The organism is Oceanihabitans sp. IOP_32, from assembly GCF_009498295.1.
GTDB lineage: Bacteria > Bacteroidota > Bacteroidia > Flavobacteriales > Flavobacteriaceae > Wocania > Wocania indica.
In genome coordinates this window covers 1-19,187 of the sequence record NZ_CP040813.1, presented here as the reverse complement: position 1 = coordinate 19,187, position 19,187 = coordinate 1, and the positions used below count along the sequence as shown (strand labels likewise).

Sequence of the window (19,187 nt, the reverse complement as noted above, 5' to 3'; positions counted from 1 at the left end):
TGAAAGGTAAATTACAGCACGTTCAAAATCTCGAGCTTTTAAATGGTGTGCCCTCTCTCGCGGTTACCAAGGCCATGAGATTGGCAATAGATCCTCCAGAGGTTAGATTACCAAAAGCGTCTTGAGGATAGCCCATTAAGCGGCACATCCATTTTATAAGCATATTTTCTAAACGCACTGCCCCGGGAGCCGCATAATATACCCCAGCATAGCGATTGCTTACCGCTGCTATATAATCGCCTAGTGCCGAGGGATAAAGACCGCCACCAGGAATATACCCCATATGCCCACTTGAAGCGGGATTTATGCCTACACCATCTATATGTTTTGTGGTGCTGGCTAGCAAAGTTGTTAAATTGGTAGCGTTTTCTTCAATATCTAGATGGGTTATGGCCTTACCCGCTTCTTCAGTTTTGATATAGGCCTTTGTAGTTTCTAAGTTGTTTAGAAAGGTATTAGAATAATCTAAAACCTGCGTATTCCAAGCATGTCTTTGACTTGCTTCAGGATCGAGAAGTCGTGCTAATTTTTCTAATTCCTTAATTTTGTCCATCATAAATCTGAAAATGCTTTAACTGTAATTAAAATGAAATTTTAAATATAGGTATTTATCTTGAAATGGAACTACGTTGAATGTTTTCTGGAAAGTCTAATAGGTTTTAACGAGGGTTAAACCGTTTGATTTGCATACCGAAACTCCTTTGTTTTAAATGTTGAGTTACCGTTTTAATCTTAGCCGTTTTAAAATTATTTATCATTAATGTCCGACAAAAGACATAAGACCGCTTCGCTAATAGACATAAGAACCAAGACTTGATTCTAACTAACTGATAAACAGAAGTACTTTAAATTCACAAAATAGTTCCTTTAAATCTTAATAATTATTTCAAATAAGGAAGGTGACATTATAAAAAACGTGCAAAGTTCTTAATTTTAAAAGGATGGACAGCATTTTAATATTTTTAATGGGACACTAGTGATTATTTATTATTATGATATTTTTTTACTAGGGGGCTTTGCGCCTTTGCCTGAGAATGTCACAATCATAAAAAACGACTGGTGACGTCAAGTTGAAATGTAGTAAGATGGAGGAGGCTTCTCAAATATGTTCTAAATCTTGACTAATTATTCTGAGATTTCTCCTATCGTCGAAATGACAAAGCGTTGTTATCAAGAAAACAAAATGCTTTTGAGTCTTTACGTGAGAATGTCGCAATCATAAAAAACGACTGGTGACGTCAAGTTGAAATGTAGTAAGATGGAGGAGGCTTCTCAAATTTGTTCTAAATCTTGACTAATTATTATGAGATTTCTCCTATCGTCGAAATGACAAAGCGTGGCTCTCTAAATTTTGTGTAATTTAAGAACATCCTATAAGTTCTGTAATTGTTGAGTTTTTGCATTTCTAAACCACAAAAAAAAGCAGCCATCTCATTAAAGAGTGCTGCTTTTGTATAATGAGATTCCCACTGTCGTGAGAATTTATTAACTATTCAGCATCACTGGCATAACCAGCATGGTGATTTGTTCGCCTTCATCTAAGCCATCAATAGGCGTTAAAATACCCGCTCTATTTGGCATGCTCATTTCTAATTGTACCTCGTCTGAGTTCAAGTTATTTAACATTTCGGTTAAAAAGCGAGAATTAAAACCTATTTGCATATCGTCACCTTGATAATCACAGGTTAAACGCTCTTCGGCTTTGTTGCTGTAGTCTACATCTTCTGCCGAAATATTAAGCTCTGCACCAGCAATTTTTAAACGAATTTGGTGTGTGGTTTTATTAGAGAAAATACTAACACGACGCACAGAATTAAGAAATTGTGTTCTGTCTATGGTTAGTTTATTAGGGTTTTCTTTAGGAATTACCGCCTCGTAGTTCGGGTATTTACCATCTATTAATCGGCAAATCAATTCAGAGTTTTCAAAAGTAAATTTAGCATTACTTTCGTTGTATTCAATAGTAACATCTTCTTCGCTCGCGGCTAAAATACCTTTTAAAAGATTTAGAGGTTTTTTAGGCATAATAAATTCGGCCACCTGATTGGCTTTTATATCTTCACGGGTATATTTTACTAACTTATGTGCATCGGTCGCCACAAAGGTTAAGCCTTCAGTAGAAAACTGAAAAAAAACACCGCTCATTACAGGGCGTAAATCGTCGTTGCCAGCCGCAAAAATAGTTTTACTTATCGCAGTGGCTAGCACATCGCCAGTAATAACGGTTTTACTCGGGTCTTCTAAGACTACGGCTTTAGGAAATTCATTGCCATCGGCATAAGCTAAAGCGTATTTACCGTGATTAGAGCTAATTTCGATGGTATTATTCTCTTCAATTATAAAAGTTAAGGGTTGCTCTGGAAAAGTTTTTAAAGTATCGAGTAATAGACGTGCAGGAATGGCTACACTACCTTCATTATCACTTTCAACACTTAAGGTTGAAGCCATAGTGGTTTCTAAATCACTGGCAGAAACCGTTAACTTAGAATGGTCTAATTCAAATAAAAAATTATCTAAAATAGGTAAGGTGTTCGAGCTGTTAATTACGCCACCTAAAACTTGTAGTTGTTTTAACAAATAGGTACTTGATACTATAAATTTCATGTATTTATAATGTGTTTAATTTTCAACAAAAATGCTACTTACAAATATATTCTATACCTGTTAATATAGAAAACAAACTTATTAACATTTAAGCCGTGTATTTTTTCTTCCTAAAGTAATTAAAAGTAAAACCAAATCCTGCTAACAAAACGAGTGGTAACGCGATATTAATGAGTTGCCAGCTCGTTTTTTGAGCCGCTATTTTTTGCTGATTTAAAAAAGCCACAGCAATTTCTTTAGACCGAATGTTTATAAGTCCGTTGTCGTCTAGTAAATAATTAACCACATTCAGTAAAAATTCTTTGTTACCGTAAGTTTGGCCCGTCCATTTATCGAAGCCTAATTCTTGGGGTACATTTTTTACCACATCGTTTTTAATTACATCGCCATCGGCAATAACAACCATTTTAGTAGGTATGCTTTTGTTTTGCACTTCTAAAAGCTTAAAAGGCTTAATTCTGTTGTTGTAAACACTTGTAAACTCGCCTTCTAAAAGTACAGCAAGTGTTTGATTGCCCTGGTTAAATGTGGCTGGATTTTGCTCTTGGGTGGCCACCTCTAAACTAATAGGTCTTGGCGTGCCTTCTAACCTGGTGAGGGCTGCACTTTCTAATAGGATTGTTTTTTTGAGGTTGTTTTTTAAGGTGTCGATTTGATTGGCAAAATCGAACTTCACAAAATTTAAATTGTTAACAATAGGATGACTACTGTTTGATGAGGCCAATGGCGAATACGGCCATCTTAAATGTTGAAACTGTGCATTACTACCTTCGCCAATGGCTAAAGTAATAGGAGCAGAGTAGAGTGTGCTAACTAAAACAGGGTTAATACGTATACCGTATTTAAAAAAGAAATCGTTTAAATTTAAATCTCGTGCCAGAGCCAAATTACTGCCGCTGGCATTGTATAAACTATCTTTATCTATGGCGACATTATCTATTAACCACAAACTTTTACCACCGTGCATGGTAAATTGATCTAATACCAATTTTTCATTTTCTGAAAAAGCTTCGGTTGGTTTAGCCGAAATAATTAAATCGAATGCTTTTAATTCTTCAAGTGTTTTTTGTGTTTGGTTTGAAACGCTATCTAAAGTAAAAGGGGCGATAAAATAATACTCGTTAAGCTTTTTTATAAAGTCTGCAATATATTGGTCTTCTAACTGATTATTGCCTTTTAAAACCGCAATTTTTTTCTGTTTCGGAATGGTTAATTTACTCAGAGCATCGGCAAAAGCATACTCTAAATGCTGAACAGAATTGCTCACTAAATCTTGCTGGGAAGCGCCAATTTTGTTTTTTACTAAAGGAATACTAATGGTTACATCGTTAAAACTGGCCAGAGCCCAAGGGAAAATGATGGCTTGTGAGGCTTTTCCGCTTTCTTGAACACTTAACTGCATAGGAGTCAGGCCGCGTTGTGTAAGTTGTTGAATATTACGCTCGCGAGTGGCCTCGTTTTCAAGAGGATTTATAAAGCTAAAATTAATGTTTTTGTTTACGGCTGCGAACTCTTCTAGCAACTGTTTAGTTTCTCGTTGTAATCGTTTAATTTCTGAAGGAAAACCGTCGCCTTTTAAAAAGACATCTATAATAATGGGCGAATTAACAGGGGCTACAATTGCTTTTGAGGCTTCACTTAAGGTATAGCGCTTATCTGCAGTTAAATCGAAACGTTTATGTATGGAAGCAGAAAAGAGGTTAACCAGTATTAACACTATGGGTAAAATTAAAAGCTTGATGCCTTGTTTTTTAGAAAACGCTTTTACACTAATATTCTTCGTGGTTAAAGCAATAAATAGTAGGCTAACACTTAAAAAATATAAAATATTGCGAGTATCGAGCACACCGCGGCTCATACTGTTAAAATGATAACTTATGCCCAGTTGTTCTACAAAGGTGTTCGAGGTAAAGTCTGAAATCCCTTCAAAACCTATGTAAAATAGGAGACACAAAAAAACCGCAATTATAAAAGCTACAATTTGATTGTCTGATAAGGTCGAGCAAAACACGCCAATCGCAGTATAAGAGGCGATTAAAAACAGCAAGCCAAAATAAGAGCCCAGAGTGCTACCTAAATCTAAATTCCCAACAGGATCGCCTAATTGATAAACCGTATAAATGTATAATAAGGTTGGTAAAAGCGCGATTAAAATTAAAGCGAATGCCCCAAAATATTTACCCAACACAATTTGGGTATGCGAGATCGGTTTTGTTAATAATAACTCTAGGGTGCCTTGTTTTTTTTCATCCGAAAAACTGCGCATGGTCACCGCAGGAATTAAGAAAATGAGTATCCATGGTGCGAGCAGAAAGAAAGGTGATAAATCGGCAAACCCATAGTCTAAAATATTAAAGTCACCTTTAAATAGCCATAAAAACAAGCCGTTTAACAACAGGAATAGGCTAATAACTAAATATCCAATAGGTGATGCAAAAAACGCGTTTATTTCTTTTTTTAAGATGGCTATCATTTCATTTATTTTGTAAGTATCCTACCAGAGATGAGGGATCGTGGTATTTTTTTATTATTCTGTGTTTGTTGCCCAATTAGGTTTTTTGTTTTTAGACCAAAGTTTCTACCTTATCAACACTCCAGGCCTCAGGTTTAGCATTAAAAAGCGGTTTGGTTTTGTTCCAAACAGTTTTAAACAATTCAGATTTTCTGTAGCTTTCTAAATCGGTTTCAGTGGTCCAATAACTATAGGTGAAAAATATATTAGGGTTATTTTTATCCCGGTATAATTCTAAAAAAGTACAGCCTTTAAACGCTCTTATTTTGTGTTTATTCGCATTAAAGTTTTTAAGAAATCTAGCAACATCATTTTCATTAAAACTCAATTTTACAATTCTTACAAACATATGGCTTAGTTATTAAAATCTTGGGTTCCTTTTGGGATTATGGGCTTAGCACTAAAGTTTACCGTAACGGTATCCATAATGGTTAAACCCATTAAAGAGGAGGCGCTCCCAACCGTAGTTGTATTGCTTTTATAAAGTGCGATCTCTAAAAAGCCACCAGAATTAAAAACAACCAAACCTTTACCCTCGTCATGTCTTTTTTCTACAGGAATATCAAAATTAACCACATCACTATAGTTATTTAATATTTTCTTGAATTTGTAATTTCGTGCCGATATGATAAACTCGCGTCCTTTTTGATGATTTTCAAAAAACTCGCGTTTAATATTGGTTACTACATTGCCGTAATTATCTATATAAATAATACTGCCTATAATTTGAGTTTTATCTTGGTTAACATACGGCAAAATGTTTTTAATGGGTTTAATTTCAGTAATTCTTTTCCCAATAACATCTAAAGTACCACCACGGGCAATGTGGCAAGCTACTTTTACAAAAACATCTAAAACGGGAAAACTGGTTTGAATTCTGTCGTGAATATTAATTTCAACAATTTTATCAGGGACAATTTCAGAACAAATCATACTCATAATACCATTATTGGCGCAAATAAAATAGTGATCGTCTAGACTTAGTGCGATATGTTTATTTTCTGGGTTTAGCTCAGCGTCTATCCCAATAATATGAATGGTACCCTTAGGAAAACTACTATAGGCATTCTGAATGATATAAGCGGCTTCAGGAATACTAAAAGGCGATACCGAATGCGAAATGTCAACAATTTTAACATCGGCAAGCTCACTATAGATGGCACCCTTTGTTGCAGCAGCAAAGTAATCTTTTTGTCCGAAATCGGTTGTTAAAGTAATTATCGCCATTGGCAAAATTATTGATATATTTTTAATGTTTGATCACTCAAATTTATGTATTTTTGAGTTTCAGATATGTGTAAACCACAAAATTAAGAAATCATTTCATCTGAGAGAATATTATTATCACTAATTCAGAAGAAAATAAAATAAAATAGGCCTTTGAACGAAATTATTATCGAACTTGAAGACATCACTCCAAAAGAATTTTTTGGAGAACAAAACAGTAATATTGAACTGTTAAAAAAATATTTTCCAAAGCTTAAAATAGTAGCGCGAGGAAATAAAATTAAGGCCTTTGGAGACGAAGCTCTATTAGAGGAGTTTGACAGACGTATCACGATGTTATTAAAGCATTTTTCCAAGTATAATAAGCTAGACGAAAACGCTATAGAACGTGTTTTAACGAGCCAAAGTAGTGAAGAGTACACAACCTCTCAAAAAAGTGGAGACGTTATTGTGCATGGTGTAGGCGGTAGACTTATTAAGGCACAAACGGCCAACCAGCGTAAATTGGTTGAAAGCATGCGTAAAAACGACATGGTTTTCGCTATTGGACCAGCTGGAACAGGTAAAACTTACACTGGTGTAGCTTTAGCAGTACAAGCTTTAAAGAATAAAGAAGTGAGGCGTATTATTTTAACGCGACCAGCCGTCGAGGCAGGAGAGAACTTGGGGTTTCTGCCAGGCGATTTAAAAGAAAAATTAGATCCATATATGCAACCCCTGTACGATGCTTTAAGAGACATGATTGCGCCCGAAAAATTGGCGTATTATATTGAAAATGGCACCATTCAAATAGCACCTTTAGCCTTTATGCGGGGGCGTACTTTAGACAATGCCTTTGTAATTTTAGACGAAGGCCAAAATACTACCCCAGCACAAATGAAAATGTTTTTAACCCGTATGGGGAAAAACGCAAAATTTTTACTGACTGGAGATCCTGGTCAAATAGATTTACCACGGCGCACGACATCGGGGTTAAAAGAGGCTTTATTAATTTTAAAAAATGTAGAAGGCGTGGGAATCATTGTTTTAGACGAGAAAGATGTTATTCGACATAAACTTGTTAAAAAAATTATAGAAGCCTACAAAAGTATCGATAGCACAAATTAATCGTTCGTATTTTAAAAGTATTAGAAGCTGTTTCCCGCTTTCAACTATATCTTTTTTGCTTTCATGGCAAAAAAGGATGCCGTTTCAATCGGGGCTAGGCATTTTAGATTAAAACATAACCAGAACTAAAAGCAAAACGCTAAACTTTATGAGTAAAACAATAACAGACACCAATTTTAACTTCCCTAATCAAAAAAGTGTTTATAAAGGAAAAGTTAGAGAAGTATACAATATTAACAACGAGCAGTTAGTGATGATTGCAACCGATAGGCTATCGGCATTCGACGTCGTGATGCCAAAAGGCATTCCATACAAAGGACAAATATTAAACCAAATAGCGACTAAAATGATGGCGGCTACAAAAGATATTGTTCCTAATTGGTTAACCGCTACACCAGATCCAAATGTCGCTGTTGGGCTTTTATGCGATCCTTTTAAAGTAGAAATGGTAATTCGTGGCTACATGTCTGGTCATGCTGCCCGTGAATACAAAGCAGGAAAACGTCTATTATGTGGCGTGGCAATGCCCGAAGGCATGAAAGAGAACGATAAGTTTCCTGAACCTATAATTACACCAGCAACCAAAGCAGAAGTGGGTGATCACGACGAGGATATTTCACGTGAAGAGATTATAGCTAAAGGGATTGTTTCAGAAGACGATTATAAGGTTTTGGAAGATTACACCCGTAAATTATTTCAAAGAGGGAGTGAAATAGCGGCATCTCGAGGTTTAATTTTGGTGGATACTAAATATGAGTTCGGTAAAACAAAAGAAGGTAAAATTGTTTTAATAGATGAAATACACACACCAGACTCCTCACGCTATTTTTATGCCGATGGCTATCAAGAGCGTCAAGATAAAGGTGAAACTCAAAAACAACTGTCTAAAGAATTTGTACGCCAATGGCTTATAGCACAAGATTTTCAGGGATTAGAGGGCCAAACTCTGCCTGAAATGAGCGACGAATATGTTGAAAGTGTGAGTAGCCGTTACATCGAGCTTTATGAAAAAATTACAGGAGAGCGTTTTGTAAAAGCAGACATTTCTAACATTCAAGAGCGCATAGAACAAAACGTTTTAGAGTATCTTAAAACTGTGCAACAGTAAAGACAATAACCTCGTATTTTACTACAATAGATTAAATGAGGTATGAGTCTTCCCGACGGTAAAGCGATTTAAAAATCTAAAACTATAGCATAAAAAAGCTGAACAATCACTGGATTGTTCAGCTTTAATCAATCGTTTAACAATCTACATCGATTATTAATACCAATTTAATTTTGAAATGTCGTATTGTTAATCTGGCATAAGAATTTAGATATAAACTCTTAATTAAATTCCTTTTTGTTTATTGATTTCATCTTGTAGCTGGCGTCTTACTTTTTGCTCGCGTTCTAAAGCCACTCTTCTGTGGTCGTCAAATTGCTCTTCAATATCTTCTAGGGCTTTCTTGGCTTCTCGAGTCACAGCATTACTGTTTTTAAATTTGTATACAAATAACAAAAACAAGGCCAATAAACCAGCTATAATAGTCCACATGAGTACATTATAACCTGTTTTACTCATTTGCATACCTAGAAGAGACATACTGTCTTTCTCAGATTTTGTAGTATCTAGTGCTGTTTGTGTGCTCTCTAGTTTGGCTTTTAAATCGTTAACTTCTTTTTTTTGAGCTTCAACGGTAATTTTTGAGTTTTCTAACTTTGTTTTTAAAGTATTTAACGAGTCAATAGTATTGTCTCGTAAATTGAAAAACATACTTCGTTTTACAGCTTCATAGGGCTGTCCGTCTGTACCTTTAAAGTTCCCAGATTTTCTTAAAACATATTCAAACTGGTTAGGAATAGTAGCATCATTTAAAGATAATTCTTCCTGTGGCTGAGCTTGCGAGAAACAGGTTAGTGAACTTATTAAAAAAACGATAATAAGGGAAATGTGCTTAAAAATATTCATTTACAATTGGTTTAAGTGAGATAGTTGTGTTTAAAAAAATAAAAAACGAAGTTATAAAATTATGTTTACTAATACAGAAATATTTACGAAAAAGCCCCATAAAATGAGGCTTCTCTATATACGTTACAAATTGTTGTTTGGATTTTTAAAATGTAAAAAAAGTAAAACTTTACTTTTTGTGTACGATTAATTTTATAGCTGTAATATTTTATTATTAATAATAGGCAAAACGTCTTACTTTGGCGATGTATTTAGCTAGTCTTATTACTTGATGGCTGTAGCCATATTCGTTATCGTACCAAATGTATAATAATACATTTTTACCATCGGCACGAACAATTGTTGCTTTACTATCATAAATAGCAGGAGCAGAGCAGCCAATTATGTCACTAGACACCAACTCGTCACTTAACTCGTATTTTATTTGTTCTACCAGATCGCCTTCCAAAGCATACTTTTTTAATATGGTGTTAATGCCATCGAGAGAGGTTTCTTGCGCTATTTCTAAATTTAAAATTGCCAAAGAGCCATTGGGAACGGGAACACGTATGGCATTAGAGGTTAGTTTACCCTCTAAACTTGGTAGTGCTTTTGCTACGGCATTTCCAGCGCCAGTTTCTGTGATCACCATATTTAATGCGGCGGCACGACCACGACGGTATTTGTTATGAAAATTATCTACTAAATTTTGGTCGTTAGTGTAGGCATGAATGGTTTCTAAATGTCCGTTAACAACACCAAAAGAGTCTTCTACGACTTTTAAAATTGGAGTAATCGCATTGGTTGTACATGAAGCCGCCGAGAAGATATCCACCTTATCGGGGTTATTTTCTAGATGATTAACCCCATATACAATATTAGGTACACCTTTGCCTGGTGCGGTGAGCAATACTTTATCTGCTCCTTTAGATTTTAAGTGCTTACTTAAAGCCTCTTTGTCTCTAAAAGCCCCAGTATTATCTATTATCAAGGCTTTGTGTATACCGTATTGCGTATAATCAATGTCTTCTGGTGTCTTAGCAGAAATAACATGCACGGTGGTGCCGTTAATCATTAAGGCTTTATTTTTGGCATCTACTGAAACGGTTCCTGGGAAATCTCCATGAACAGAATCGTTTCGTAGCAGCGAGGCTCTTTTTTCTAGGGTGGTTTCATCAAGAGCACCCCGAGTAACAATAGCTCTTAATCGCAATTGACTGCCTTTACCAGTGCGCGTCATGAGTTCGCGAGCAACTAAACGACCAATACGACCAAAACCATAAAGAACAACGTCTTTTGGAGAAATCCCATTGGATTTATGAGCGTCTTTTAATTTACTCGCCACAAAGGCTGTTGCATTACCGTATTTGTTGGCGTCTAAATGAAACTCATAAGTTAACTTACCAATATCTAATTTTGCTGGCGGAATGTCTAGCGATGTTATCGCTTGAGCAATTTCTACCGAGTCAAAAATAGAAATGGGCTTTTGTACAAATTTACCAGCATATTCATGGAGGCTTAAAATCTGACTTACATTTCTATCAATTAATTGATTTCTAAAAAGCACTAACTCGATAGATTTATCGTACCACAAATCGCTTACAATTTTGATAAACTCTACGGTTGCTCTTCTACGATCTGCCTGGAAAGACAACTCTTTTTCATAAGTTTTACTAAAACCCATTGCTTAAAATGTTTAGTTTGTTGATTATTGATTTGCCAAAAGTACTATATTTCAAACGTTTTCGTAAAGAATTGTTGTAAAAAATAAACCTCTTCTAACTTTGGTTAAAAGAGGTTGTAAAAACAGGGGTCTCTATATCGATTATCTAAAATTATAACGTTCTTTTTCTCCGTTAGAATTTATAAGTTCGATTCTTAAATATCCAGAACGCGATTTGTTTTCTAAGATATTTTGAACATCGTCTATGGAGTTGACCTTAATGTCGTTAATCGCTGTGATAATATTTCCAGGGGCCACACCATTTCGCTCCCAATATTCTGCATACTTATTGTCTAAAGCGGCTATTTTAACCCCATTCTTAGCTTTATACCTTTTTAAATCTTGTGGTTTTGCATTTCTAATTTCACCAACAAGAGGTAAGGTTATGGTTTGGTTTTTAAATAAGGTTACTGGAATTGTTTTTAATGTGCCATTTCTGGCAATGGTGAGTTCTACAACATCGTTTGGACGCTTAGTGCTAATATGTCCTGTTAAATCTGAGAATTTTGAGATTTTAATATTATCTATAGCCTTTATAATATCTCCTTTTTCAAGTCCAGCTTTATCGGCTCCTGAGTCTTCAATAACACTATCAATATAAATACCTTCGGTATCGCTAATGTTTAGTTCTTCAGAAAATCTACTATTTAAAGAGCCTCCTTTAATACCAAGCATACCGTTTTGTACATTGCCGTATTCCATAATATCTTCAACCACCTTACGGGCAATATTACTAGGTACCGCAAAGGAATATCCGATATAAGAACCTGTTTGCGAAGAAATAGCGGTGTTAATACCAACAAGTTCTCCATTAGTATTTACCAAAGCACCACCCGAGTTTCCTGGGTTAACGGCTGCATCGGTTTGAATAAATGATTGCCCTCCTGTTAAATCTCTAGATTTAGCACTTATAATTCCGGCTGTTACTGTAGAGGTTAAGTTAAAGGGGTTTCCAACGGCAAGCACCCATTCGCCAATTTTGGCTTGATCGGAATCACTAAACGTTACAAAGGGTAAATCGGATTCGGCATCAATTTTTAAAAGTGCAATGTCTGTTTTTGAATCGGCACCAATCAATTCGGCAACATAGGTTTTATTATTGTTTAAGGTGACCGATAGTTCGTGCGCATTTTTAATCACATGGTTATTTGTTATAATATAACCATCGGCATTTATAATAACACCAGAGCCAGTACCTAGTTGTTTTCGGTGTGAACTCCTACCCAAAAACAAATCCTGTAAAGTCATTTGACCGCTACTAATCGATACGTTTTTAACGTGCACAACTGCATTTACAGTATTCTCGGCAGCTTTAACAAAATTTGCAGCCTCTTCGATATTGTACACTCGGCTTACATTGTTTGCGGGTAAAAAAGTGGGTTTAACATCGTTGGTGGCTACGATAGTACTTTGCTCTGGTTCAAAAAACAATTTATATGCACCAAGTGTTAACATCCCACCTAATGCCGATACTAATACTAAAGTTAAAATTTTCTTCATTTCTTTAAATTTTTATTAATGACATTTAAACTATTGCTGTTTGTTTAACAAACCTCAAGAGAACAACAAATAGCGTATGTTTTTAAAACTAAAATTATAAGTTTAAAAGGGTTAATCGTTTAAATTTAACGGTTTTTAACGCCTTTTTTAACGGCTATTTAACAATCAAAACCAATTTAAGTAATTCGATACTTTTTTATTAGCGTAGGCTGTATGACTTTGGCGATATTTAAGTTAAATGTATGCACTTTTTTAGGCTTACATTTACTAATTCTCTTTTTAAAAGCATCTTTATTTATATATTTGTCACGTTATGATGATACCGCAAGCTTTTTATAAATATCAAGGAACTGGAAATGATTTTGTGATGATTGATAATCGTCAACAATCATTCAACAAAAACAATACCAAACACATTGCTTTTTTATGCGACAGACGTTTTGGCATAGGGGGTGACGGACTTATTCTCTTAGAAAATCACGACACCTTAGATTTTAAAATGGTGTATTTTAATGCCGACGGCAACCCGAGTTCTATGTGTGGCAATGGTGGTCGATGTCTAGTAGCTTTTGCTAAGCAGCTCGGTATTATAGAAGACAAAGCAACTTTTGAGGCTGTAGACGGCTTGCATCATGCAACTATTTCAGGCGAAATTGTAAAACTGCAAATGCAATATGTGAATATAGTGGAAAAACACGATCACCATGTGTTTTTAAACACTGGATCGCCTCATCATGTGCAATTCGAAGATAATATTAATGATTTCGATATAAAAACCGAAGGAGCTAAAATACGTTACGGAGCACCGTATAATAAAGCTGGAACTAATGTAAATTTTGTTCAAAAAATAAGCGATTCTATTTTTAAAGTTAGAACTTACGAGCGCGGTGTAGAAGACGAAACCTTGTCCTGCGGAACTGGGGTTACAGCGGTTTCTTTAGCGATGCATTATTTGGGAGAAACAGAAAAAAATCTTATAACTGTGCAAACGCAAGGTGGTGATTTACAGGTCTCTTTTAAGGCTCAAAAAGGGGTTTACAATGAGGTCTGGTTAATTGGTCCCGCGAAATTAGTATATCAAGGAACAATATGATTACCTTAAAAGGAAATAACATTTTTTTAAGAGCTTTAGAACCTGAAGATTTGGAATTTGTATATGCTATAGAAAACGACGAATCGATCTGGGAAATTAGCAATACCCAAACACCGTATTCAAGATATCTAATTAAGCAATACTTAGAGCATTCACAAAAAGATATTTTTGAGGTTAAACAACTGCGCTTGGTGATTTGTAATTATAAAAACGATACTTTGGGTTTAATCGATTTATTCGATTTCGATTTTAAAAACGGTAGAGCAGGCGTTGGTATTTTGATTAAAGCGGAAGTAGATAGGAGAAAGGGTTACGGAAGTGAAGCTTTACAATTATTAGTAAAATATAGTTTTAGCCATTTAGGTTTACATCAATTATATTGTAATATTTCAGAAGAGAACGAAACCAGTATCAAGCTTTTCCAAGCACAAGGATTTGAGAAAGTTGGATTAAAAAAAGAATGGAACTATGTAAATGGTTCTTATAAAAACGAGTACTTATTTCAGTTAATACATAAATAAAATGTACATAAAAAAAATTCTGTTAACTTTAGTGTTTATAGGTTTAGTGGCTGCTGCTTTTTTTGGCTATTATGTTTATACCGTTATGTTTAAACCTAACACAGCTTTTAATAACGAAACCGCCTATATTTATATAAAATCTACAGATACGTATACGGATGTGCGGGAACAGTTAAAACCACTTCTAAAAAATATAGATAAATTTGATGCCTTGGCAAAACGCAAAAAATACGTCAATCATATTAAGGCGGGTCGTTATGCTATTAAAAACGGTATGAATAATAACGACATTATTAACTCAATTAGAAGTGCGAATTTACCAATAAAACTGTCTTTTAACAATCAAGATTCTCTAGAGAAACTTGCTGGTCGAGTGGCTGCTCAGATTGAGGCAGATAGTATAGCACTTTTAAACGCCATGAAGAATAAAGACTTTTTAGCTGAAAATGGTTTTAATGAATCTACCGCACTAGGCTTGTATATTCCTAATAGCTACGAGTTTTTTTGGAATACATCTGCAGAAAAATTTACCAATCGCATGTTGAAGGAATACAACCGATTTTGGAACGGCTCTAGAAAAGCCAAGGCCAAGGCCATTGGTTTGTCTCAGGATGAAGTCATGGCTTTAGCTTCTATAGTTTATGAAGAATCTAAACAACCTAGTGAGCAGCCCAGAATTGCAGGGGTTTATATGAATAGAATCCGAATTGGTATGCCGCTACAAGCCGATCCCACACTTAAATTTGCCGCTTACAAACTACCGCAATACCAAGGTACAATTATTAAACGCGTTTTAAATGTGCACAAAGCGATAGATTCACCTTATAACACTTACAAATACGTGGGTTTACCACCAGGTTTAATCGCCATGCCAGATATTTCTGCCATTGATGCCGTTTTAAATTTTGAGACACATAAATACTTGTACTTTGCTGCTGATGCCAAACGTATTGGATATCATAAATTTGCAAAAACCTTATCGCAGCACAACGCCAATGCCAGAGAATACCATAAATATTTAAATGCCCAAGGCATTATGCGTTAATAATTATCTTGTTTCTATATTAAGAAGTCTCTGGTTTATAGTATAAAATACAACTGTAATCATGACGTGTTTTTGATTTTACAACAAATGAGTATTTGATTTAATTTGTGAAATCTACAAGATAATTGCAGTTTACACGCATGATTTTTTTCTTGCTGTCGATATATATCAAGGGGTTTACTACCTTAAAAGTGTTTTTAATAATCGCCTTTGTTGTTCTTCATGCTATAAAATCGATATAAAGCAATAAGCTTATATTCTTATTATAAGGAAGGTTGAACTGATTTTAAATTTTGATTTTCAGGGTTTTAAGTGTTTTTTTTAATCGTTTACACCTACAAAAGCAGCATATAAACGATTAATTTTGTTATAAAGAAATTTATATGTAATTTTGCACGCTCAATTTTTCCAGTCATACTTCCCATTGAAATATGAAGGAAAGAAAAACAATTTATGATAAAACGTATAGCGAGTTACATAGCCTTAACAATTACAGCCCTTGTGTTGTTGTATGGATCGTTTTCATCAGATGAAGCGATAGATTTAGGAAAGTACTCAACAAAAGGTTTAGTTTTAAACTATACCGTAAGTGACGCTAATACCAACAAAGATTTATTGGAGCCAAAGGATAACCGTAAATCATTCTCTCCGTATTTAGGAAAATCTTTTGTAGGTTTTAAAGAAGCCTTAGCGTTTAAAGAGTCAGGTGGAGATTATTTTACCGTAAACACCTACGGATACCTAGGTAAATACCAATTTGGCGTTTCGACTTTAAAATTAATTGGTATTAACAACCCTGCTAATTTTTTAAAAAATCCAGTCCTTCAAGAAAAGGCCTTTATAGCCAATGCGGCTCGTAATAAGTGGATTTTAAGACGTGACATTAAAAATTTTGTTGGAAAACGAGTAAACGGTGTCCTTGTTACAGAATCTGGTATATTAGCGGCGGCACATTTAGCGGGACCTGGTAATGTTAAAAAGTATTTAAGAAGCTACGGGTTAGATAATTTTACCGACGGTTACGGCACCACAGTTTCCTATTATATGAAACGTTTTTCTGGTTACGATACGTCTTTCGTAAAACCAGATCGAAAAGCAAAGGCGATGTAATGAGAAAAAAAACAAGCTTAAAACTAATTTAAGTTTTATGTATTATAAATATGGTAGGTCTTTTATGAAGGTCTACCATATTTTTTTTCCAATGGTGAGCGGGTTGTGTTTTTATAAACTCGGATGCTAAGGTAATATCGCAAGCAACACAAAGCTCTGTATTTCCATCTAAAAGTTGTACGAGGTCTTCAAGCATTTTATTATTCCTATAGGGCGTTTCTATAAAAATTTGTGATTGATTACGCTCAAAAGACAAACGTTCTAAACGCTTGATTTCCTTCTTTCTTTCATCTTTATCAATAGGTAGATAGCCGTTAAAAGTAAAGCTTTGGCCATTCATCCCAGAGCTCATCATGGCCATTAAAATAGACGAGGGGCCAACTAAAGGGATTACTTTTATATTCTTTTGATGGGCGAGTTTCACAATATCGGCTCCAGGGTCGGCGATACCAGGACATCCAGCGTCTGATAAGATACCTACATTAACGCCATTTAAGCAAGGCTCTAAAAATAACGGTAATTCACTAGGATCTGTAAATTTGTTTAAATTAAACAGTTTTAACCCTGATTGTGATTTCCCAGAGTTTATTTTTTTTATAAAACGCCGTGCGGCTTTTTCGTTTTCAACAATATAGGTGTCTGTTTGTTCAATAACCTTTTTAACAGATATTGGTAATACTTCAAGCGGTGCATTGTCTCCAAGTGTTGTTGGAATAAGATATAAATGACCTTTTGAAGCACTCATAAGTTTAATGTATTACAGTTATTTTGATAAATTAATAATAATATAACATCTGTATTAAGACTTTAATTTTTCTGCAACCACAGCGCAGGCTTTATTTAACATATTGTAAGTCTGCTCAAAACCATCGTCTCCGCCGTAATATGGATCTGGAACAGCTTGATTCTGATTTGGATAAACCTCATTCAAAATAAACTTTACTTTAGCGAGTTCTTTCTCATCTCTCGCTAAAGCCTTAACGTTTTCGTAGTTAGACTCGTCCATAACGTAAATAAGATCAAAAACATTAAAGTCTGATACCTTAAACTGTCTCGCTTTTAAATGCGAAATATCTAACCCGTATTTTTTGGCCACGGCAACAGATCGTTCGTCTGGAGCTTTGCCAATGTGGTAATTTGCGGTGCCTGCGGAATCTACCACAAACTTATCATCGTCGAGTTTAGAGCGCAATAAACCCTCTGCCAAAGGAGAGCGGCATATATTACCTAAACAAACCATTAGAATTTTTGTCATTATAACTTCCGCGAAAGCGTTATTCTTTTAGTTAAACAGAAAGCTTTTTTGTAATATCCTCAACATATTTTTTAAATTGTTTATCGGTTGAAGATAAGTTGTTAACCGTTTTACAAGCGTGTAGTACGGTAGCGTGATCGCGTTTTCCAATTTGAGAACCAATACTCGCTAAAGAGGCTTTTGTCATTTTTTTGGCAAAATACATGGCTAGTTGTCTGGCTTGAACAATATGGCGTTTTCTAGTTTTGGACTGAAGTGTGTCGACATCCATTTGGAAATAATCGGACACTATTTTTTGTATATAATCAATAGAAACCTCACGCTTAGTGTTCTTTACAAATTTCTCAACAATCTGTTTGGCAAGATCAATATTTATTTCTTTTTTATTGAAAGAAGACTGTGCGATTAAGGAAATAATAGCGCCTTCCAATTCTCTAACATTCGTTTTAATGTTTTTAGCCACATATTCAATAATATCGTCTGGCATATCAACGCCATCTCTATAGAGCTTGTTTTTAACGATAGATACTCTAGTCTCAAAATCGGGATTTTGTAACTCGGCAGACAGCCCCCATTTAAATCGCGATAATAAGCGCTGTTCTATGTCTTGCATGTCTACAGGTGCTTTATCACTGGTTAAAATTACCTGTTTTCCGTTTTGATGCAGATGGTTAAAGATATGGAAGAACACATCTTGGGTTCCAGATTTACCAGATAAAAACTGCACATCATCAATTATTAAAACATCAATAATTTGATAAAAGTGAATAAAATCGTTTCTGTTGTTCTTTTTAACAGAGTCTACATATTGCTGGGTAAATTTTTCGGCAGAAATATAGAGTACGGTTTTCTCTGGATATTTATCTTTAATATCGACACCAATGGCATGGGCTAAGTGGGTTTTACCTAAACCAACGCCACCAAAAATAAGTAAAGGATTAAACGAGGTGCCTCCTGGCTTTGCAGCAACGGCTAATCCAGCACTTCGGGCTAAGCGATTAGAATCCCCTTCTAAAAAGTTGTCAAAACTATAATTGGGATTAAGTTGCGATTCAATTTTTACATTTCTAATTCCAGGGATAACAAAAGGATTGCGTAATTCAGGGCTTTTGTTATTTAAAGGAACATCGACGTCTTGAGATTTTAGTGCACTTCGATTTGCACTAGGTATTTTCTCGGTAAAAGGTTGTTTATTACCATAGGTATTTTCCATCTTAATGATGTAAACCAATTTGGCTTTTTCACCTAATTCCTTAGTTAAAGACACTTTTAATATCTTAACGTAATGCTCTTCTAGCCACTCATAAAAAAACTTGCTAGGGACTTGAATACTTAAAGCGTTGTCTGTGAGTTTAACTGCTTTAATTGGTTCGAACCAAGTTTTGTAAGCTTGCGGCTGAATATTATCCTTTATAAATTCGAGACAGTTGTTCCATACCGATTGCGCAGTTTCACTCATTTTTCTTTAAATTATAGTTTGTTTATTATTTAGTTCTAAGAGGAATTTTCTGAATTCCTCGGATGTTTTTATCTGCGGCAAATATGTGAACAAATTTG

General features: G+C 35.0%; 17 protein-coding genes. 6 read left to right on the top strand and 11 right to left on the bottom strand.

The genetic code is table 11. From position 1 onward, the window contains the following. Positions 1-22: 22 nt before the first annotated feature. The 5 genes from FEZ18_RS14790 to FEZ18_RS00065 all read right to left on the bottom strand — a co-directional run bounded on the left by FEZ18_RS14790 (position 23) and on the right by FEZ18_RS00065 (position 6,343). Positions 23-556: a pyridoxal-dependent decarboxylase gene (locus FEZ18_RS14790; protein ID WP_255473327.1), complete on the bottom strand. Its 534-nt coding sequence runs from the start codon at positions 554-556 to the stop codon at positions 23-25. A gap of 929 nt (positions 557-1,485) precedes the next feature. Next, on the bottom strand, positions 1,486-2,604 hold the full coding sequence (gene dnaN / locus FEZ18_RS00080; RefSeq protein WP_153266419.1) for a DNA polymerase III subunit beta: 1,119 nt from the start codon (positions 2,602-2,604) through the stop codon (positions 1,486-1,488). Positions 2,605-2,692: 88 nt separating this feature from the next. Further along, on the bottom strand, positions 2,693-5,077 hold the full coding sequence (gene gldG / locus FEZ18_RS00075) for a gliding motility-associated ABC transporter substrate-binding protein GldG (protein WP_153266418.1): 2,385 nt from the start codon (positions 5,075-5,077) through the stop codon (positions 2,693-2,695). Between the two features lie 91 nt (positions 5,078-5,168). Then, positions 5,169-5,465 carry a putative quinol monooxygenase gene (locus tag FEZ18_RS00070; protein ID WP_153266417.1) on the bottom strand — a complete coding sequence of 99 codons (297 nt, stop codon included), beginning with the start codon at positions 5,463-5,465 and terminating at the stop codon, positions 5,169-5,171. Positions 5,466-5,470: 5 nt separating this feature from the next. After that, a complete protein-coding gene (locus tag FEZ18_RS00065) occupies positions 5,471-6,343 on the bottom strand; it encodes an S-adenosyl-l-methionine hydroxide adenosyltransferase family protein (protein ID WP_153266416.1) in 873 nt (290 codons plus the stop codon). A 153-nt stretch (positions 6,344-6,496) separates the two neighbouring features. Here FEZ18_RS00065 and FEZ18_RS00060 point away from each other — a divergent pair, with 153 nt between their 5' ends. Beyond that, on the top strand, positions 6,497-7,450 hold the full coding sequence (locus tag FEZ18_RS00060; RefSeq protein WP_153266415.1) for a PhoH family protein: 954 nt from the start codon (positions 6,497-6,499) through the stop codon (positions 7,448-7,450). Positions 7,451-7,598: 148 nt separating this feature from the next. Then, on the top strand, positions 7,599-8,558 hold the full coding sequence (locus FEZ18_RS00055) for a phosphoribosylaminoimidazolesuccinocarboxamide synthase (protein ID WP_153266414.1): 960 nt from the start codon (positions 7,599-7,601) through the stop codon (positions 8,556-8,558). 225 nt (positions 8,559-8,783) lie between these two features. Here the strand turns inward: FEZ18_RS00055 and FEZ18_RS00050 are convergent, their stop codons facing one another. From FEZ18_RS00050 to FEZ18_RS00040, 3 genes are all read right to left on the bottom strand, one after another. Then, positions 8,784-9,404: a tRNA (guanine-N1)-methyltransferase gene (locus tag FEZ18_RS00050; protein ID WP_153266413.1), complete on the bottom strand. Its 621-nt coding sequence runs from the start codon at positions 9,402-9,404 to the stop codon at positions 8,784-8,786. Positions 9,405-9,618: 214 nt separating this feature from the next. Continuing rightward, positions 9,619-11,067 (bottom strand): glyceraldehyde-3-phosphate dehydrogenase, encoded by a 1,449-nt coding sequence (locus tag FEZ18_RS00045; RefSeq protein WP_153266412.1) that lies wholly within the window; start codon positions 11,065-11,067, stop codon positions 9,619-9,621. Between the two features lie 141 nt (positions 11,068-11,208). Further along, complete coding sequence (locus FEZ18_RS00040; RefSeq protein ID WP_153266411.1) at positions 11,209-12,606, bottom strand: trypsin-like peptidase domain-containing protein; 1,398 nt, start codon at positions 12,604-12,606, stop codon at positions 11,209-11,211. 319 nt (positions 12,607-12,925) lie between these two features. On the opposite strand from FEZ18_RS00040, the gene dapF reads away from it, so the two are divergent. The 4 genes from dapF (at position 12,926) to FEZ18_RS00020 (ending at position 16,375) form a co-directional block, all read left to right on the top strand. Then, complete coding sequence (dapF, locus tag FEZ18_RS00035; protein WP_153269004.1) at positions 12,926-13,699, top strand: diaminopimelate epimerase; 774 nt, start codon at positions 12,926-12,928, stop codon at positions 13,697-13,699. Then, positions 13,696-14,220, top strand: coding sequence for a GNAT family N-acetyltransferase (locus FEZ18_RS00030; RefSeq protein WP_153266410.1), 525 nt, complete (start codon positions 13,696-13,698; stop codon positions 14,218-14,220). Before dapF ends, FEZ18_RS00030 begins: the two co-directional genes overlap by 4 nt. Before the next feature lies 1 nt (position 14,221). Next, on the top strand, positions 14,222-15,265 hold the full coding sequence (gene mltG / locus FEZ18_RS00025) for an endolytic transglycosylase MltG (protein WP_153266409.1): 1,044 nt from the start codon (positions 14,222-14,224) through the stop codon (positions 15,263-15,265). A gap of 453 nt (positions 15,266-15,718) precedes the next feature. Continuing rightward, positions 15,719-16,375 carry a peptidoglycan-binding protein LysM gene (locus FEZ18_RS00020; protein WP_153266408.1) on the top strand — a complete coding sequence of 219 codons (657 nt, stop codon included), beginning with the start codon at positions 15,719-15,721 and terminating at the stop codon, positions 16,373-16,375. 28 nt (positions 16,376-16,403) lie between these two features. Here the strand turns inward: FEZ18_RS00020 and FEZ18_RS00015 are convergent, their stop codons facing one another. The 3 genes from FEZ18_RS00015 to dnaA are packed head-to-tail and all read right to left on the bottom strand — an operon-like array spanning position 16,404 to position 19,089. Then, positions 16,404-17,120 carry an SAM-dependent methyltransferase gene (locus FEZ18_RS00015; RefSeq protein WP_153266407.1) on the bottom strand — a complete coding sequence of 239 codons (717 nt, stop codon included), beginning with the start codon at positions 17,118-17,120 and terminating at the stop codon, positions 16,404-16,406. Between the two features lie 54 nt (positions 17,121-17,174). Then, positions 17,175-17,630 (bottom strand): low molecular weight protein-tyrosine-phosphatase, encoded by a 456-nt coding sequence (locus FEZ18_RS00010; protein ID WP_153266406.1) that lies wholly within the window; start codon positions 17,628-17,630, stop codon positions 17,175-17,177. Between the two features lie 31 nt (positions 17,631-17,661). After that, on the bottom strand, positions 17,662-19,089 hold the full coding sequence (gene dnaA / locus FEZ18_RS00005; RefSeq protein WP_153266405.1) for a chromosomal replication initiator protein DnaA: 1,428 nt from the start codon (positions 19,087-19,089) through the stop codon (positions 17,662-17,664). Positions 19,090-19,187: the final 98 nt, after the last annotated feature.

Coding starts and splice junctions, on each gene's coding strand:
- FEZ18_RS14790 (WP_255473327.1), bottom strand. CDS start 556: ATGATGGACAAAATTAAGGAATTAGAAAAATTAGCACGACTTCTCGAT.
- dnaN (WP_153266419.1), bottom strand. CDS start 2,604: ATGAAATTTATAGTATCAAGTACCTATTTGTTAAAACAACTACAAGTT.
- gldG (WP_153266418.1), bottom strand. CDS start 5,077: ATGATAGCCATCTTAAAAAAAGAAATAAACGCGTTTTTTGCATCACCT.
- FEZ18_RS00070 (WP_153266417.1), bottom strand. CDS start 5,465: ATGTTTGTAAGAATTGTAAAATTGAGTTTTAATGAAAATGATGTTGCT.
- FEZ18_RS00065 (WP_153266416.1), bottom strand. CDS start 6,343: ATGGCGATAATTACTTTAACAACCGATTTCGGACAAAAAGATTACTTT.
- FEZ18_RS00055 (WP_153266414.1), top strand. CDS start 7,599: ATGAGTAAAACAATAACAGACACCAATTTTAACTTCCCTAATCAAAAA.
- FEZ18_RS00050 (WP_153266413.1), bottom strand. CDS start 9,404: ATGAATATTTTTAAGCACATTTCCCTTATTATCGTTTTTTTAATAAGT.
- FEZ18_RS00045 (WP_153266412.1), bottom strand. CDS start 11,067: ATGGGTTTTAGTAAAACTTATGAAAAAGAGTTGTCTTTCCAGGCAGAT.
- FEZ18_RS00040 (WP_153266411.1), bottom strand. CDS start 12,606: ATGAAGAAAATTTTAACTTTAGTATTAGTATCGGCATTAGGTGGGATG.
- FEZ18_RS00030 (WP_153266410.1), top strand. CDS start 13,696: ATGATTACCTTAAAAGGAAATAACATTTTTTTAAGAGCTTTAGAACCT.
- mltG (WP_153266409.1), top strand. CDS start 14,222: ATGTACATAAAAAAAATTCTGTTAACTTTAGTGTTTATAGGTTTAGTG.
- FEZ18_RS00020 (WP_153266408.1), top strand. CDS start 15,719: ATGATAAAACGTATAGCGAGTTACATAGCCTTAACAATTACAGCCCTT.
- FEZ18_RS00015 (WP_153266407.1), bottom strand. CDS start 17,120: ATGAGTGCTTCAAAAGGTCATTTATATCTTATTCCAACAACACTTGGA.
- FEZ18_RS00010 (WP_153266406.1), bottom strand. CDS start 17,630: ATGACAAAAATTCTAATGGTTTGTTTAGGTAATATATGCCGCTCTCCT.
- dnaA (WP_153266405.1), bottom strand. CDS start 19,089: ATGAGTGAAACTGCGCAATCGGTATGGAACAACTGTCTCGAATTTATA.